Source organism: Dialister histaminiformans (assembly GCF_900103425.1).
GTDB lineage: Bacteria > Bacillota > Negativicutes > Veillonellales > Dialisteraceae > Allisonella > Allisonella histaminiformans.
In genome coordinates this window covers 33,807-51,304 of sequence record NZ_FMXA01000006.1, presented here as the reverse complement: position 1 = coordinate 51,304, position 17,498 = coordinate 33,807, and the positions used below count along the sequence as shown (strand labels likewise).

Annotated in this window: 17 protein-coding genes; 4 read left to right on the top strand and 13 right to left on the bottom strand. The window is 45.5% G+C overall.

Annotation, left to right across the window (positions count from 1 at the left end; translation table 11 throughout):
* Positions 1 to 148: 148 nt before the first annotated feature.
* Positions 149 to 652, bottom strand: a complete 504-nt coding sequence (locus BLQ79_RS02775; protein ID WP_091363615.1) for a nitroreductase family protein — start codon at positions 650 to 652, stop codon at positions 149 to 151.
* Between the two features lie 45 nt (positions 653 to 697).
* Positions 698 to 1,174: a hypothetical protein gene (locus tag BLQ79_RS02770; protein ID WP_091363613.1), complete on the bottom strand. Its 477-nt coding sequence runs from the start codon at positions 1,172 to 1,174 to the stop codon at positions 698 to 700.
* Positions 1,175 to 1,336: 162 nt separating this feature from the next.
* Here BLQ79_RS02770 and BLQ79_RS02765 point away from each other — a divergent pair, with 162 nt between their 5' ends.
* The 3 genes from BLQ79_RS02765 (at position 1,337) to citC (ending at position 5,558) form a co-directional block, all read left to right on the top strand.
* Complete coding sequence (locus BLQ79_RS02765) at positions 1,337 to 2,494, top strand: nucleotidyltransferase family protein (RefSeq protein WP_091363611.1); 1,158 nt, start codon at positions 1,337 to 1,339, stop codon at positions 2,492 to 2,494.
* A gap of 107 nt (positions 2,495 to 2,601) precedes the next feature.
* The gene (putP, locus tag BLQ79_RS02760; protein ID WP_091363609.1) at positions 2,602 to 4,083 is read left to right on the top strand and encodes a sodium/proline symporter PutP; all 1,482 of its coding nucleotides are present in this window, start codon (positions 2,602 to 2,604) and stop codon (positions 4,081 to 4,083) included.
* A gap of 359 nt (positions 4,084 to 4,442) precedes the next feature.
* Positions 4,443 to 5,558, top strand: coding sequence for a [citrate (pro-3S)-lyase] ligase (gene citC, locus BLQ79_RS02750; RefSeq protein ID WP_091363604.1), 1,116 nt, complete (start codon positions 4,443 to 4,445; stop codon positions 5,556 to 5,558).
* Positions 5,559 to 5,757: 199 nt separating this feature from the next.
* Here citC and rpmA read toward each other — a convergent pair whose 3' ends face one another.
* From rpmA to rplU, 3 genes are read right to left on the bottom strand one after another with little or no spacing between them, the layout of a single operon-like run.
* A complete protein-coding gene (rpmA, locus tag BLQ79_RS02745; protein ID WP_091363602.1) occupies positions 5,758 to 6,042 on the bottom strand; it encodes a 50S ribosomal protein L27 in 285 nt (94 codons plus the stop codon).
* A 5-nt stretch (positions 6,043 to 6,047) separates the two neighbouring features.
* Positions 6,048 to 6,374, bottom strand: a complete 327-nt coding sequence (locus BLQ79_RS02740) for a ribosomal-processing cysteine protease Prp (RefSeq protein WP_091363599.1) — start codon at positions 6,372 to 6,374, stop codon at positions 6,048 to 6,050.
* Complete coding sequence (rplU, locus tag BLQ79_RS02735; protein ID WP_091363596.1) at positions 6,374 to 6,682, bottom strand: 50S ribosomal protein L21; 309 nt, start codon at positions 6,680 to 6,682, stop codon at positions 6,374 to 6,376. The genes BLQ79_RS02740 and rplU overlap by 1 nt, the downstream gene beginning before the upstream one ends.
* Positions 6,683 to 7,018: 336 nt before the next feature.
* On the opposite strand from rplU, the gene BLQ79_RS02730 reads away from it, so the two are divergent.
* Positions 7,019 to 7,495, top strand: coding sequence for an S-adenosylmethionine decarboxylase family protein (locus BLQ79_RS02730; protein WP_091363593.1), 477 nt, complete (start codon positions 7,019 to 7,021; stop codon positions 7,493 to 7,495).
* Between the two features lie 384 nt (positions 7,496 to 7,879).
* Here BLQ79_RS02730 and pheT read toward each other — a convergent pair whose 3' ends face one another.
* From pheT to BLQ79_RS02690, 8 genes are all read right to left on the bottom strand, one after another.
* Entirely contained in the window at positions 7,880 to 10,348 is a 2,469-nt protein-coding gene (pheT, locus tag BLQ79_RS02725) for a phenylalanine--tRNA ligase subunit beta (RefSeq protein WP_091363591.1), read from the bottom strand.
* A gap of 18 nt (positions 10,349 to 10,366) precedes the next feature.
* Complete coding sequence (gene pheS / locus BLQ79_RS02720) at positions 10,367 to 11,380, bottom strand: phenylalanine--tRNA ligase subunit alpha (RefSeq protein WP_200779816.1); 1,014 nt, start codon at positions 11,378 to 11,380, stop codon at positions 10,367 to 10,369.
* A gap of 481 nt (positions 11,381 to 11,861) precedes the next feature.
* On the bottom strand, positions 11,862 to 12,998 hold the full coding sequence (locus tag BLQ79_RS02715) for an acyl-CoA dehydrogenase family protein (RefSeq protein WP_091363585.1): 1,137 nt from the start codon (positions 12,996 to 12,998) through the stop codon (positions 11,862 to 11,864).
* A 100-nt stretch (positions 12,999 to 13,098) separates the two neighbouring features.
* The gene (locus BLQ79_RS02710) at positions 13,099 to 13,488 is read right to left on the bottom strand and encodes a hypothetical protein (RefSeq protein ID WP_091363583.1); all 390 of its coding nucleotides are present in this window, start codon (positions 13,486 to 13,488) and stop codon (positions 13,099 to 13,101) included.
* Between the two features lie 336 nt (positions 13,489 to 13,824).
* Positions 13,825 to 15,039: an ABC transporter permease gene (locus tag BLQ79_RS02705; RefSeq protein ID WP_091363581.1), complete on the bottom strand. Its 1,215-nt coding sequence runs from the start codon at positions 15,037 to 15,039 to the stop codon at positions 13,825 to 13,827.
* A complete protein-coding gene (locus tag BLQ79_RS02700) occupies positions 15,036 to 15,752 on the bottom strand; it encodes an ABC transporter ATP-binding protein (RefSeq protein ID WP_270455896.1) in 717 nt (238 codons plus the stop codon). Before BLQ79_RS02700 ends, BLQ79_RS02705 begins: the two co-directional genes overlap by 4 nt.
* A 2-nt stretch (positions 15,753 to 15,754) precedes the next feature.
* Entirely contained in the window at positions 15,755 to 16,873 is a 1,119-nt protein-coding gene (locus BLQ79_RS02695; protein ID WP_234944900.1) for an efflux RND transporter periplasmic adaptor subunit, read from the bottom strand.
* Between the two features lie 182 nt (positions 16,874 to 17,055).
* A complete protein-coding gene (locus BLQ79_RS02690; protein WP_091363580.1) occupies positions 17,056 to 17,466 on the bottom strand; it encodes a GtrA family protein in 411 nt (136 codons plus the stop codon).
* Between the last annotated feature and the right edge of the window lie 32 nt (positions 17,467 to 17,498).

The following is a 17,498-nucleotide window of genomic DNA, read 5'->3' as shown; positions in this document are numbered from 1 at the left end:
AACCATATTATCAAAAGCAAATTTCATTGCAGCTATTCTGCAGAAAAAGGCTGTGACCGGTATCTTTTTAACCAACTTAAAAAGTGAAAACCTGTTTAACCTCAGGTTTTCCATCAGTAAAACAGGTTCTCAGTTCCCATCCCAGGGATTATTTCACAAAGTTAGTCGCAAACACCGGCTGAATCTGACGTTCTTCCAGAGGTTCTGCCGCATGACCAACAGCCAGTCCGCAGATTGGCACAGCCCCTTCCGGTAATTCCGCCATCTTCTGCCATTCCTTTTCTCCCTTAATGGCATTAACCATACCGAAGATATACACAGCACCAAGGTGCAGATCCGCCGCCTTCAGATGCATATTTTCCATAATGCAACCTGCATCCTGACCGACAATCTTCTGAATGGCATCCTTTGTGGCGCTCACAAGGATAAAAGCAGGTGCCCCATACAGCGGATTATTATCTTTTCCTGTGACCTTTCTGGCTGTATCCACCATAAGAGCAAGCAGCTCCGGACGGGTTATTACCGTCAGATGATATCCCGCAAAATTGTGCATCCCCACCGGCGCACGATAGGCTGCGTTGAGAATTGCCTTCAGCTGTTCTTCACTTACCGGTTCATCCGTATAGGCGCGTACCGCCTGACGAAGAGACAATACCTTTTAAAAATCCATACAGTTCATCCTTTCTACACTTAACCACTATTCTTTTTGTTTCCTTTCAATATATGCTATGATTTTCTTCTTATCCGATACAGGAATATACGTCCCTTCAATAGAAATCTGAGCCATCCCTCCTTCCTGCTGTGTGCCTATATACAGGATTTTCCAGTCATCAGAAAATCCTATTATCTTCTTATAGGAAACCGGCAGATAGGATGGATGAATCCAATACGCCCATGCTCCTTTTTCCAGCGGCATCTCCCAGAAGGGAACGGCAACCAGCAGTGCCTTTTCCGTAACCAACATAACCGGCTGATGGACAGCATTAATGCGCCAAAGAGAAAACCCCACAATAATCACCCCGGCAATAATGGCTGCATACCCTTTATCTGCAAAATAAAGAATAGCTGCCACACCAAAGAGTGAATACAGAAGAGAAACTGATACCACAAGGGACCTGGTACGATAGGCAGTATACAGTATATTTCCATATATTTCCTGTTTATAGAAATCCATAGTTACCACCTCATCCCGTGTACGATTCACCTTCGTCTCTATTTTATCACAGAACCACCACTCCTATCGTCTGTTTCCCGCTGCCGCCATGTCTTTTCATGAGAATCTTACGCCGGGTATGATAATATAAAGAAATATACAGTAATTCACAGGGAGAATCATATGATTATAGGAATAACCGCAGAGTGGAACCCTTTTCATCTGGGTCACGCTTACATGGTAGAACATTTAAAGAGGGAATATCCGGATGCCCGTCTGCTGGCCGTAATGAGCGGCCCTTTTGTACAGCGCGGTGAGCCTGCACTTTTTGATAAGTGGGCACGCGCTTCCTGGGCTGTACAGGCCGGAGTCGATGCCGTACTCGAACTGCCGGGCACCGCTGCCCTTCAGAGCGCGGATCGTTTTGCCGAATCGGCAGTGCTCCATCTTCATACCCTGCACTGCACGCATATTGCCTTTGGCACAGAATCCGCAACGGTCCAGGAACTGCAGGAAGCGGCCCGATGGGCTGCCAGTGATGAATACCTGTCAGTACTTCACTCCTTTCTGAAACAGAGACTGCCTTACGGACAGGCTATGACCGCCACTATGCGTTCCCGTTTTCCAAAGCTGGCTGAAAAGCTAATGCTCCCCAATAACCTGCTGGGCTTCCGCTATGCCTCAGCCATTATCCGGCACAAGCTTCCCATTCAGATTATTGCCATTCCCAGAAAGACGGAAGGGACGGTCTCCGCTACCGCCATAAGGGAGCAGCTGCTTTCCGGTCATTTCATGGAGTATCTTCCTGATTTTGTTCAGCAGGATGTGAAATGCCTGCTGGCTTCCAGGCATTACACAGACTATAAGCGATATGAAGAAGCCTGCCTTCTCCGCAGCCGCTTCCTTCCCCTGAAAGCTCTCAGTGACAGCGGTCTGTTTTCCGAAGGTCTGGAACACCGCTGGTTCTCATGCATGAAATCCGGAAATTATGAAAATGCCCTTCTGAAGATAAAAAACAGAAGATATCCTTACCGCCGGCTTAAACGCATCGGCGCGGCACTGCTGCTGTCCCAGGGTCAGGGTCCGTCCCCCTACGCATCTATGCATCAGCCGGCCTTTCTCCGCCTGCTGGCCATGAAAAAAGGGGCAGGCTGTTTATTAAAGGATCCTCGGATTCCCATTATTGTCAGTGAAGCCAGAGCCGAGCGGACCCTTTCTCCCGATATACGAACCGCGCTCCTTCAGGAGTGCCTGGCAGAAGATATCTTTTCTTTCTGTCAGGAGGAGGAAGGATTCCGCCAGGCCGGAATGAATTACTACCATTCACCGGTCATTTTATAAGCCAATGTCAGCTTTTTCTATATCTGCGCTTTACAATGTGGAAAAATACACGTATTATTAATAAATAGTGCCTTTCAGGCTCAAGTTTTAAAAAAAGGTGAAAAGATATGAATTTTAATGGAGAACCAGGGATTCTATGGGCCTTTGTGCTCTATCTGGCCGTCATGATTGGAATTGGCCTCTACTATTCCCGCAAACAGAAAAGTTTATCGCAGTATATTCTCGGGGACCGCAGTCTTGGACCGTGGCTCACCTCGTTAAGCGCAGAAGCTTCCGACATGAGCGGATGGATGCTGATGGGACTTCCAGGGTATGCTTATCTTCACGGTCTGTCCGCTTTCTGGACAGCGTCCGGATTAATTCTGGGGACCTGGGCCAACTGGGTACTGACCGCTAAACGTCTTCGTACATATACGGAAATTGCAGATAACAGCCTGACCATTCCGGATTACCTGTCCAACCGTTTTAAAGATAAGAAAAATATCCTGCGCTTTATCTGCGCCATATTCATTATGATATTCTTCATTATCTATACATCGTCCGGATTTGTTGCCGCAGGTAAACTCTTCAATACCATATTTAATATTCCATATACTACCGCATTGCTTATCGGTACATTTGTTGTGGTATTTTATACATTCCTTGGCGGATTTGGTGCAGTAGCTCTTACCGACTTTGTGCAGGGAACGATGATGTTCTTCACTGTGCTTTATGTACCGGTTGCTGCCACCTTTGCTCTGGGTGGCCCCACTCCTACATGGCATGCACTGGCAAAAGAAGGCTCTGATTTCTTCTCCCTTCTTCCCCCCTCTTCCTCCGGAATGGCCAATCTGATCCTGTTCCTTTCCTGTGCCGGCTGGGGCCTTGGATATTTTGGCCAGCCGCACATTCTGGTTCGTTTCATGGCCATTGGCAATCCAGATGATCTTAAGAAATCAACTCGAATTGCCATGGTATGGGTAATCATTTCCCTTATGGCTGCCATTGCTATGGGCATTATAGGAAAGGCTTTCCTTACAACACCACTGGAAAATGCAAATGCAGAACGTGTATTTATCATCATGTCACAGCAGCTGTCCACACCATTCTTTACCGGTATTATCTGGTCAGCCATTCTCGCAGCCATCATGAGTACCGCGTCCTCTCAGCTTCTGGTTACCGCGTCCGCAGTAGCCAAGGATCTGTATCAGCCGTTCATCCATAAAGGAGCCTCTCAGAAAGAACTCCTTCTGGTAAGCCGTATCACTGTGCTGATGGTAGCCCTCATTGCTATTTTCCTTGCCTCTGATCCTAACAGCTATATTTTCCAGATTGTATCCTATGCCTGGGCAGGATTCGGTGCCTGCTTCGGCCCGGCCATCTTGTTATCCCTGTACTGGAAACGGATGACCCTCCACGGTGCCTATGCCGGCGTTCTTGTTGGTGGAATCACCGTGTTAATCTGGAGACAGTTCCAGTGGCTCGGCCTGTATGAACTGGTTCCAGGATTCCTGCTTTCTGCCCTTTCCATCATCGTGGTCAGTCTCCTGGACAAGGCTCCGGATATGGATATTCAGAATAAATTTGATGAAATGGTTTCTCGCTTATAACTTATAAATTTAATAAAATCGCCCACGGACAACCATAAACGGGCTATGAGAAATGAGCATTCATTTCTCATAGCCCGTTTTCTTTTTTTCTCTCCTGCAGAATCTGAGATGAATCCTTCCCCATGGAAATCCCTGATCCACATATACAACAAGACCGTATTATCCCATCTGCGGAAAACCGGGAACATGACTGTTCTAAACCATGTCTGGCAGATGCCAGCCTTCTCAGGAACTGTCTTTTTTCTCATGGCTGAACCCGACCCCTTCTTTGGCCTGCCGTTCATTTGTGATATAATGGAAAGGCATCAGTTTTTTTCATCAGGTGTTTTAATTTCATTTTTCATATCAGGAGAAAACACATGATTTACGAACGCGAAATTTATTTAACAGATCCAGCTGAAAAAGCAAAAGTGGTTGAATTTCTGAACGGCTTTGGCCTTACCTTTACAGGAAATATCGAATACACTATGGGTCTTTTTTCCGATGGTGAACTGGTAGGTACTGGTTCCCTTGGCGGACGGGTTATGCGTGATATCGCTATTAAGGAATCCTTCCAGCACAAGGGACTCACCCACCGTATCATCCGCAATCTGAAATCCGAATCCATGAGACGTGGTATTGTAGGCAATCAGATTTTTACCAAGCCTCAGAATGTTCCGGTATTCGAACATATGGGCTTCAAATGCGTAGCGGTAGCTGAACCGTATGCGGCACTTCTGGAAAGCGGTCAGGATACGCTGGAAGATTATCTGACACGTATCCGTTCCCTCCTTGGCTCCGGCGAAGGCAAGAACCGCGGCGCCATCGTTATGAACTGCAATCCGTTCACCCTGGGACATCGTTCCCTGGTGGAATATGCGCTCAATAACTGCGATGAAGTCATCATTTTTGCGGTACAGGAAGACCGTTCCGTATTCCCGTTTGCTGACCGTTTTACCCTGATTAAGCAGGGCGTTAAGGATATGCGCGGAGTACAGGTAGTAAGCGGCGGTGATTATATTATTTCCAACGCTACTTTCCCAACCTACTTTATCAAGGGTACGGAAGAATTAAGCGCGCAGACTACACTGGATGCCACCATTTTCGCAACCAGAATTGCACCGGCTCTTAATATTTCTGTCCGCTTTGTTGGTGAAGAACCGTCTGACAAGACCACACTGGCTTACAACGAAGCTATGCGTCGTGTTTTCAGCAACAACGGCATTGACTTCAAGGTCGTACCGCGTGTACAGAAGGGCGATCAGGTCATCAGCGCTTCCGCTGTACGTAAAGCACTGGCAGACAACGATATGGAAACCATCCGCCGCATGGTTCCAAAGACAACCCTCACCTATTTCTCCAGCGAAGAAGGCAAGCGTGTAATTGAAAGAATCAAACTGGAATATAAGATTAAGGAATTACAGGCTAAGGAAAAGGCGGAAAAAGAAGCTGCCTCTAAGAAAGTAGAAGCAGAAGCTAAGAAGGCTAAGAAGTAAGTTATAACCATCGATAGAAAATATCCCCCATTTGTCTGAATGGGGGATATTTTTATTTCTTATATTCCAGGCAGGCGTTCACTGTGAAGAATGTCCCATTCCTCTGTCTATAGACTCATGAAATACATCCCAGACCTGTATCCCCTTTTCCAGGCAACAAAAAAAAGGATTGTGGAATTCCACAATCCTCATCTTCTGCTTATTCAGCTACTGGGTAAACGCTTACCTGTTTCTTGTCTCTTCCCAGACGTTCATAGTGAACTTTGCCGTCTGCGAGAGCGAACAGAGTGTCATCCTTGCCGATACCTACATTCAGGCCTGGATGAATGTGTGTGCCTCTCTGACGAACGAGAATATTGCCACACTTAGCAATCTGACCATCATGCATCTTGGTTCCGAGACGCTGGGAACGGGAATCACGGCCGTTCTTAGTGCTGGAAACCCCCTTCTTATGGGCGAATAACTGGAGATCAAACTGTAACATGAAATTCACCTCCTAAGGTTTTTCATTTTAATCCGTTCTGGAAATTGTTGTTGAACTTTACTAAGACCTGCAAGCATTGTCTGTATAACCGCTTCTGTATACCTGTCGGCATTGTCTCCAATGTCCACCAGCAGATATCCGCTTCGGCTGTCATATCTGCCTTTTACATGTAATACATCCTGCAGTCCGAAGGCGCATGTCAGGCTGATAGCTGACACAGACGCACAGACAATATCATAGCCAAGCTGGGAATCCTCCGCATCTGCGTGTCCCGATATACGGAACCTGCATATATGTCCTCCCTGCTTACGCCAAGTCTCTACTGTAATCATTAGCCTTCAATCTTTTCGATTTCAACCATGGTGTATGGCTGACGATGACCCTGACGACGACGATAGTTGGACTTAGCCTTGTACTTGAAAATACGGATCTTGCTGCCCTTGCCGTGTTCAACTACCTTAGCGGTAACCTTAGCTCCTGCAACAGTTGGCTGGCCTACCTTTGTTTCGTCTCCGGAAACCAGAAGAACTTCGTCGAAGCAAACTTCTTCTCCTACCTGAGCGTCAATCTTTTCTACGGAAATCTTCTTGCCTTCTTCTACACAATACTGCTTTCCGCCAGTTTTGATAATAGCGTACATATGTGCACCTCCTTATACTATACTCGCCAATTCGGGCACTCTTTAAAGAGTTTACGGGCCTTTCTTGTGCGGTTGCGTCACAGCACTTCTGTACGATGACTTTATTATTATATCTACTAACCCCTGTTCTGTCAATGAAAAAATCAGAAATTCTTCGATAATACCGGAATAAATTAAGATAGCGGCGTTTTTTCCCTGCCCTTTATGCGAACCATGCATTACTTTTATTTTCTAACCACTTTTTGATATAATATACATTGTGTGAATATTATTTTTATATCTGTTAAAATCAGATGTTTCCGTGAATTATACAAAGGCATATGAAGGACTGACTTTATGAGTAATTATGTAGGTAGACACATTTTACTGGATTGTTATGGCTGCAACAAAAATCAGGTAAACTCCAGAGACGCATTAATTTCTATCATCCATGAAGTGGCTAAAACCATTCATACCCCAATGAATCATATCCAGGAATTTAGCAACGATGATGAAATTATTATCACCGGTTTTGGTGATCATGCCCATATCTGCATCGATGCCTATCCAGGGCTTAATTATGTAGCCGCTGACGTTTATACCTTCACTTCCGGAATCAATCCTAATCAGGCTATACGTATTACCCGTAAAACCCTGAAGGCTGAAAAAATAAGAGCCACCTCTGTCCGCCGGGGCAACATAGACGCCCACCCGGATATGAAGCCTACGACCAAATCCAAAACTACAACCATCCGTAAAGTCAAAAATATGGGCAGACAGATTAACCAGGCAAGAAAGAAATTTGTTTCCACCATTCGAAAACAGAATATATAAGGCAAAACGAACATCACCTCGAATGATACTGCGTACGCATTTCCTCAGTATCATTCACCCAAAAGGGCAGGAAGCAAAGAATCAGACAAAATTGATTCTTTGCTTCCTGCCCTTTTGTATTTATTTCAGACAGGCTGAACGATTCTTTTCAATGCCCATCTCCATAACATTCTTCCTTGTTCTGTCCATTCCCAACTACCTTATAAACATTCCAAAATTCACTACATAACATAAGACCTTTCTGTCTCATAGTACAGCAATCTCCATTTCCATAAACCGGCTGATTGACACGTAAAAAAGGAATGTGAAAAATGATTTCTCATTATTTCACATTCCCTTTAAACCTGTAGATGAATATATAGTATTAGATCACAGAATCTGTAATCATTCTCTCAGTTTGCAGCCGTTCTTTTCCAGATCATCCACAATCTTCTTAATCCATGTATCCACATCGGAGTCAGTCAATGTGCGGTCCGGAGCGCGGAATGCGAGGGAATAAGCCATGCTCTTGTATCCTTCCGGAACCTGCTTGCCCTGATAGAGGTCAAACAGTGTGAGGGATTCCAGATGCTTACCGCCGCGCTTGGTAATGATAGCTTCTACGTCGGCATCAGACAGTTCTTCAGGAACCAGAATAGCCAGATCGCGGGCAGATGCCGGGAACTTCGGAATAGGCTGGAATGCCACTTCACCGGAAATATAGTCATTCAATTCAGAAAGAGACATGCTGAATCCATAGACTTTCTGCTTAATATCAAAGTTATCAAGTACCGCCGGATGCAGTTCGCCAAAGGAAACCAGTACCTTGCCGTCCTTAACAAAATCAGCAGAAACGCCAGGATGGAATACCGGGCAAACACTTCTCTGAATGTCGTAATCGGTAATACCCAGCTTAGCCAGAACATTTTCAACAATGCCCTTGATATCAAAGAAATCATACGGACGGTGATCGTTCGGATAGCCTTCTTCACTGACAGTACCGGAGAGAAGCGCGCTTACACGGTTATCTTCCACAGGAAGTTCAGTCAGCGGCAGAGCCTTTGGATAATATACCCGTCCGATTTCAAAAATGGAAACTTCACTGTTCTTCTGTGCCAGATTATATTTCAGTGTATGGATCAGGCCTGGCATCAGTGTGGTGCGCAGATCCGGGTATTCTTCAGAGATAGGATTCATAATCGGAATCGCATTAAACACCTTATGTGTTTCCGGATAATTCAGTCTCTTCAGATCATCCTTATGCATAAAGCTGTAATTGAGTACCTGGGACAGGCCGCTGTTGATCAGCGTATCTTCGATAAGTATAGATGCTTCCTGTTCCTGGCTCATTTCGCCTTCCGCGATAGCACTCCATGGAGTGGTAATCGGAATGTTGGCATAGCCGTAAACACGGGCTACTTCTTCTGCCAGATCATGACGACCTTCTACATCCAGACGGAATTCCGGAACCGTTACTGCAATTTCACGATTGTTATTTTCTACCTTGAAGTGCAGTCTGGTCAGGATATCAGTAATCTGTTCATCCGGAAGATGAATTCCGATGTAATCATTGATGGCATCGAAAGAGGTATGAATTACCTGTTCCGGCTTCGGATTCGGATATTCATCCAGCATATCAGCGGCCACTGTGCATGCGCCCTGTTCTTCCAGGATCTGGCAGATACGATTGAGGGCTTCTGCTGAGCGCTTAGCGTTAATCCCCTTTTCATAACGGCCGGAAGCTTCACTGCGCAGACCAAGGCGGCGGGATGTACGGCGGATGGAAGCACTGTCAAATACAGCGGATTCCAGCAGTACGCTGGTGGTAGATTCTGTGATTTCAGAATTCAGGCCACCCATTACCCCTGCCAGTCCTACTGCACCCTTTTCATCAGCAATAACCAGATCAGCAGAAGTCAGCGTACGCTTTTCTCCATCCAGAGTTACAAGTACTTCTCCATCCTTTGCATGGCGAAGGGTAAGGGAGTGACCGGCAATCTTATCATAATCATAAGTATGCATTGGCTGTCCCATTTCCAGCATTACATAGTTAGCGGCATCCACAATATTGTTGATTGGTCGGATATTATTGCTTCTCAGACGGCTTTCAATCCATTCCGGAGAACGTCCAATCTTAACATTTTCCAGCAGGCGGCTGCAGAAACGGCTGCAATATTCCGGTTCTGCAATGTGAATAGAAGCGCGCCCATTAATCGATGGGCCTTCTTCCTTTACTTTTACCTTAGGGAGAGTGACCTTACGATTGAAAATAGCTCCTGTTTCCAGTGCCATGCCGACCATGCTGAAGCAATCTGCACGATTTGGAGTAAGTTCCATTTCAAAGATTACATCATCCAGGTCGAATACATGGTGGAAATCCACCCCTACCGGTGTATTGGCCGGAAGAATCATAATCCCTTCCGGTTCAGTACCTGGATACAGATTATAGTCAAGAAGCATTTCAGAGGCAGAGCACATCATACCTGCAGACGGCAGGCCTCTCAGTTTGCCCTTCTTAATCTTTACATCGCCAACCTTGATTCCGCCTGGTGCATTATGATCATGTTTAGCCGGAAGATGAGCCCCCGGTAAAGCGGCCGGAACAATCTGTCCAGCCTTTACATTATCTGCACTGGTGATAATCTGTACTGGTTCATCCTGCCCCACGTCCAGCTGGCATACCAAAAGATGCGCTGCATCCGGATGCTTTTCCACTTTGAGAATCTTACCGGTTACTACGCCTTTAATGCCAGGTGCCGGGTGAATAACATGTTCTACCGGAATTCCGTCGCATGTCAGAACCTCTGCCATGTCTTCCGGTTTGAGACCTTTAATATCTACAAGTGTACCGAGCCACTTTAATGAAACATTCATTATAGTATCTCCCCTCTATTAAAACTGCTTCAGGAATCGCATATCGTTCTGATAGAACAGACGAAGGTCGTCAATTCCGTACAGAAGCATGGCAATTCGTTCAATACCCATACCAAAAGCAAAACCGCTGACTACTTTCGGATCATAACCGTTCAATGTGAATACATTGGGGTTGACCATGCCGCAGCCGAGAATTTCCAGCCAGTCCGGATCATCACTGTCATCATGAACACGGGAAGAGAAGGAAATATCCACTTCTGCACTTGGTTCTGTGAATGGGAAATAGCTGGCACGGAATCTGATTCTGGTGTCTGAACCAAACAGATCCTTCAGGAATATTTCCAGTGTCCCCTTCAGGTCAGAGAACTTAATCCCACGATCTACGACCAGACCTTCGACCTGATGGAATACCGGTGAATGGGTTGCATCGTTATCCCATCTGAATACCTTGCCAGGAGCAATCATGCGGATTGGAGAATTGGGTTCATGTTTCTGCATGGTCCGCGCCTGAATCGGAGATGTCTGGGTACGGAGAAGGATATCCGGAGTAATATAGAAGGAATCCTGCATATCTCTTGCCGGATGATCCTTTGGCAGGTTCAGGCAGGAGAAATTATAATAATCGCTTTCAATTTCTGGACCTTCTTCTACTGAGTATCCCATCCGGGTAAAGGACTTCACAATTTCACGAAGTGCCTTATTCAGTGGATGAATGTGTCCCTTTCTCATCTGACGGGAAGGAAGTGTAATATCAATCCTTTCGCTTTCAATGCGTGCGTTAAGCATTCTTGCCTTGATTTCTTCCTTCTTCTGGCCTTCCAGTTCTTCAATTTCATTTCTAATCTTGTTAGCCAGTGCGCCCATCTTCGGTCTTTCTTCCGCGCTCAGATCCTTCATGGAACGCAGAACCGCAGTAAGGCGGCCTTTCTTCCCAAGAAAAGCCACTCTGGCTTCGTGAAGCTGCTGTTCATCCATAGCCGCAGCAATTCTGGCTCTGGCTTCCTTTTCCATAAGCGCAAGATCAGAAGTCATAAATTCCATAACCTTCTGATGAAGCTGATCTGTAACTTCAGACAGCGCTTCCTGCTGTTCTTTTTCCATCTTTTTTACTTCGCCAAGAATTTTGGCCATCTGGCTACGCACTTCTGTTGCCACATCACTGCCTTCGACCTGATTTTTAATGTCATCAAGTACGGCAGAAGCTTTTGCCTTCCATTCCTGAAGATTCTTATCTTCCATTACTTAACCCTCCTATAAACTGTTTACCCCGCAGAGCTGTAACAATGAAAATAAAAAACTCCGCCCCCTGTAAGGGGCGAAGTCTATTCGCGGTACCACCCTGATTTTAACTCGGGAACTTTAACGCAGTTTTACGTTTATCCTACTTTGTTCAGATAAAAGCTCAGAAGTGAATTAAACGGTCGTCACAATTCCGGTGTCGCACTGTCTCCGGATCCCTGCTGATTGGAGCTAACTGTTCTGTCTTCCTCATCGCTAATGTATATCTATTGTATCAATGAATGGCTTCATTTGCAATAACCAGACGCTGAATCTGATTAGTTCCTTCATACAGCTGCATAATCTTTGCATCACGCATATACTTCTCGCCATATGCTTCCCTGGTATATCCAATGCCCCCCATAACCTGGACTGCATCGGTAGTTACTTCCATAGCCACATCCGACGCATAGCATTTAGCCATAGCGGAGAACATAGCCGCCTTAGGATCTCCGGTCATCTGCATGCTGCAGGCACGGTATACAAGGCCTCTGGCTGCCTCGGTCTTCATAACCATGTTGGCAATCATTTCCTGAACCATCTGGAAAGAAGAAATCTTAACGCCAAACTGCTTTCTCTGCTGTGAATAAGCGATGGCTGCATCCACCGCTGCCTGAGCAATACCAACAGAGAGCGCCCCTACTACAGGGCGGGAAGTCTGCAATGTCTGCATAGCCAGACGGAATCCACGGCCTTCCCGGTTAATACGGTTGGCCTCCGGAACGAAGCAGTCTTCCAGAATCAGTTCAGAGGTCGCGGACGCGCGGATACCCATCTTATCTTCTTCCTTACCGATGGAAAAGCCCTTAGAATGGGTATCTACCACAAATACAGTGAGGCCGCGCATGCCGCCTTCCTTTCTTGTATTGGCAAACAAAGTGACCTTATCCGCAATCGGACCATTGGTAATGAAGCACTTGGTCCCGTTCAGGATATATCCACCTTCTGTCTTTTCCGCATGACAGGATACAGCACCTGCATCGGATCCGGCACCTGGTTCAGTAAGTGCAAAGGCCGCCATGCCCCCGTTATTCAGCGTATCACACCAGGCCTGCTTCTGTTCTTCATTACCCCCGATAAGAACTGGGAAAGAAGCCAGTGCGTTAGCCGCACATACCGTAGCTACACCGGCACATCCCATAGCCAGTTGTTCTGCCACCATAGCTACGGTGAGAATATCCAGTCCGGCACCGCCGTATTCCTTTGGAACAGCCAGGGCTGTCATGCCGGACTGTTTCAGAATCTGCATCAGTCCTTCCGGAATGACTCCGCTCTTATCTATAGCCAGAGAAGCCGGCTTGATTTCTTCCTGCGCAATAGTGCGTGCCAGATCAATTATTTCTTTCTGCTTCGGGGTAATAGAAAAATCCATGGTAAGCCTCCATTTACTTATGCTAATCAATTTACTGCATTATATCATATCTGATTTTTTATTAAAAAGAATGAACATACCGATATTATAATCGAGCTTCCTATTTCACAATCACTTCAATGGATGTTCCCACAAGCTGTTTATCCCTTTTCATTTTCAGATGAATGCGTCCACATCCCTGATACGACCCAAATCCCGATGAGCCATCCCGGCACACAATACGTCCGTCATGTCCGGATAATGTCAAATCCACAATGATCCCTGCCAGCTGATGTATTCCTGCCATATCTACCGGGGAATAATTCTCCTTGGTAAGAAAATATGGATTTTTCATCAGCATTCCGCAAACTCCATAATAAATACGTCGGATAGCCCGGCCAATGCCTTCCATTAGTTCCATTTTGTCAGACCCGAACATTTTATATTCCACAGTAATCTGTGAAACCATTCCCTCACTGAGGTTTTCTTCTTCCATTGTATTAATAAGCATATCCTTCTCCTCTGTCAGAGTATTTTAATATGTTTATTTTATTATACCGCACATAGAAAAAGGGCTGTGAAAAAATCAACAATTATTTTTTCACGGCCCTGAGCCAAAAGTTTACAGCTCATGAGCTCCGCTCATCTTTGTGTTCTCAATGTCGGAGCATAGGAAAGCAAAAGGATGGAGAAAATAGCCCTATTCATAAAAACTTTCCAATTGCAGATAAGCGAATCAGCCTATCGCTTGCCGCCACCTCCGACCTGTCTTTTCTGCATAGCCCTGAACTTAAAACCCAATAATCTGGTCCACCAGCTATTATCTCACAGCCCATTCTTGCTCTGATTATTCGTAGTGCAATGCATCAATAGGATTCAGCCGGGCTGCCTTTCTAGCCGGATAAATACCAAACACCAGACCTATAATCACAGAAAACAGAAATGAACCTATAACCGGAAGCGGGCTGATAACCGTAGTCATTGAGGTGACCAGAGGTATCAACTTGGCTATACCGCAGCCAACCAGAATCCCGATGAGACCTCCGGCTACGCTGACTGTAACTGATTCAATAAGAAACTGCACGATAATCATGTGATATGTAGCCCCCAGCGCTTTTCTTACGCCGATTTCCCGGGTTCGTTCCGTAACAGATACCAGCATGATATTCATAATTCCAATCCCCCCAACCAGAAGGGAAATGGCAGCAATACATCCAAGAAATATTGTCAGTGTCTGGGTTGTGCTTTCCATAGTTTCCAGAAGTTCCTGAGAATTTCTGACCGTAAAGTCATCATCATCCTTTGCGGAAATACGATGACGAGTTCTCAGGAGGTTAGTAACATCCGTCTGAATCTGACTTAATGCATCATCATTTTCAGAAGAAACTACAATGGAATTAACATAGGTTATTCCCAGCAATCGTTCCTGCACGGTAGTAAATGGACAGAATATACGATCATCCTGGTCCATGAAGCTGTATCCCTTTGCAGTTAATAATCCAATGACTGTAAAAGGCTGGTTATTAATACGGATTTTCTGCCCTACCGGCGACTCATCACCAAACAGATTGGTTGCCACCGTCTGCCCGATAATGGCGACACGGGAACGTTTATTATACTCCTCATCTGTCCAATAACGGCCAGACTGCAGTGTCAGATCTGATATTTCCATATATTCATCAGTAGCTCCGTATACGGTAGTCTGCCAGTTTTTGTTGCCATTGACAACTGTATAGCTCTTGCTTACCAGAGGAGCCACCAGGTCGATATTTGGCAGAAGCTTTATTGCCTCATAATCCTTATAGGTAAGGCTCTGCATAGAACCTGCAGCGCCACGGGCTCCCGGGCCATTATCGCTCCCCGGAATAATGGTTATCTGATTAGAACCAAGGCTGGAAATATTACTTTCCACATCCGACCGAACCCCATAACCAAAGGAGACCAGCGCAATAACAGCCGACACCCCGATAATAATTCCCAGCATGGTAAGCAGTGAGCGCAATTTATTACTTACAATGGAGCTCCAGGCCATACGCACGCTTTCTATATAAATATTGGTCATGATAAGGCTCCTCTAAAATCCTGACTGATATGTCCATCAGAAAGAATAACATGGCGGGATGCATAGGAGGCCACATCATCTTCATGGGTAACCAGAATGATAGTCTTCCCCATGGAATAGAGATGAGAAAATATTTCCATAACTTCCCGCGTGGATTTACTGTCCAGATTCCCTGTCGGTTCATCTGCCATGATAATGGAGGGATCATTTACCAGCGCTCTGGCTATGGCCACACGCTGCCGCTGGCCGCCTGACATTTCTGCAGGCATATGGTTGATACGGTTTCCAAGCCCTACCATCTCCAGCATTTTTGTCGCTCTTTCTACACGCTCATTTCTGAAAACATTGCCATAAATCATGGGTAGGATGACATTATCCAGCGCACTCAGCTTTGGCAGCAGATTAAAGCTCTGAAAGACAAAACCTATTTCTCTGTTTCTTGTATAGGCCAGCTCATCATCTGTCTGATTAGCCACTTCCTTGCCATTCAATATATAGGAACCCCGGGTAGGTCTGTCCAGACACCCCAGAATATTCATGAGTGTAGACTTTCCGGCCCCGGAAGGCCCCATGATAGAAACAAAATCACCTTTAGCAATAACCAGGTTAATATCCGTCAGTACCGGAACTTCCTGTTTTCCTATATAATAACTTTTCCCTATATGTTCCAGCCTGATAACTTCTTTAGCCTCCATATTATCCGCCCCCATCATAATCAGAGCCTCATTCCTCCACGCTTCTGCTTATCCGTGTCCTTGGTTGCTGCGGTTTCCTGAGAAATTGTTCCACTGGTTACCACCTGATCTCCTGCAGAAAGGCCGCTGGTTACTTCTACCTTAGTATCTGTAGTAATACCTGTCTTAATATACACTTTCTTCAGCTTACCAGATTCCATCTTGTAGACATAAGAACCTTCTGTATCAGATCGGACTGCAGTAACCGGAATAATCAGCGCATCCGTGTCTTCCTTTCCTTTGATAGTTGCGCGTGCCGTCATAGAAGGATACAGTCCCTGCAGTTCATTCGAGTTAATGTTTACATACACGGTGTAATATACAACGGAAGATGAGGAGCTGGATGAACTGGAGGAGCTGGATGAACTGGAAGAATATTCCTTTTTGGAGATATTGCTTACCACGCCATGGAATGTGCGATCCGGATAGGCATCTACCGTAAATTCAACATTCTGCCCTATAGCCACACCCCCGATATCGGTTTCATCTACCAGCAGTTCAATCTGCATACTGGACAAATCCGCAATAGTCATGATAACCATCTGGCTGGACAGCCCCTGAGAAACCGTTTCACCTGTCTTCATAGGTTCGCCAATAACTGTACCATCCATTGGGGCAAATACAATCGTATCATTAACATCAGCCTGTGCCTTTTCATAAGCGGCTTTGGCATTAAGGTAATCCAGCTTGGCATCATCCATAGTCTGGAATGATACCGCCCCCTGCTTATACAGAGAATGCAAACGCTGATAATACGACTGCTTATTGTTTAATGTATTCAGCGCTTCCTGCTGTGTACTTGTCAGTGCTTTGGATTCGATAACAGCCAGCTTCTGACCTTTCGTGACCTGTTCATTCTGCTTCACAAGAACCTGTTCCAAAGTGCCGGAAGCCGTAGCAGACAAGTCTACACTGTTCACTGGTTCAATGGTACCGGTAGCATCGATGCTAAGGCTGATATTGCCTTTCTCAACCTTGCCTAATGTATATTCCTGCTTGGTCTCGGTATGCATACGGCTGTATCCATACCATCCGCCGCCAATAATAATCAACGCTGCCAACGCAGCGCCTGTCCATTTTCGGTTTATCTTCATAAACATACCTTCCTCATTGCAACGTGTTTCTTATTAAAAAGTATTTGAAATATTTTAACATATCTCCTTTTAGATATCTATCGCATTCTATATATCATCAGGTTGGATCATCTGCCTGTCCCACCCCAGCTTGCTGCACAAAAAACGTGCATCCCTTATTTAAGGAATGCACGTTTCTCTCCTGTATTTTATTTTTTCAGGATATAGCGCTTAGTGAAATAATTCCAGATCATCACTACCGCGCTGGCAATGACTTTGGCAAACATATACCACAAACCGGCAATTTCCACGAAGAACCACATGGTTATCTGATTGATTCCAAGTCCTGCAAAAGACGTAGCGGCGAAAAGTATCATTTCCTTCCTGCTCTGATTTCTGGCATGGAAAACGAAAGTAACACATAGGAAATAATTCACCAGCAGCGATACGGTAAATGCAACCGCCGATGACGTAAGATAAGGGACATGACCATACTCAGTTAACGTATACAGCAGCACATATTCCAGAACGAAACAGCCGCCGCCTACCACGAGAAATCGCATGACTTCCCAAAACTGTTCTCCACCTGGTATTTTTTGCAGTAACTTATTAATCACCATATTCTCCTTCAGATAAAGACAAGGAGCTGCCA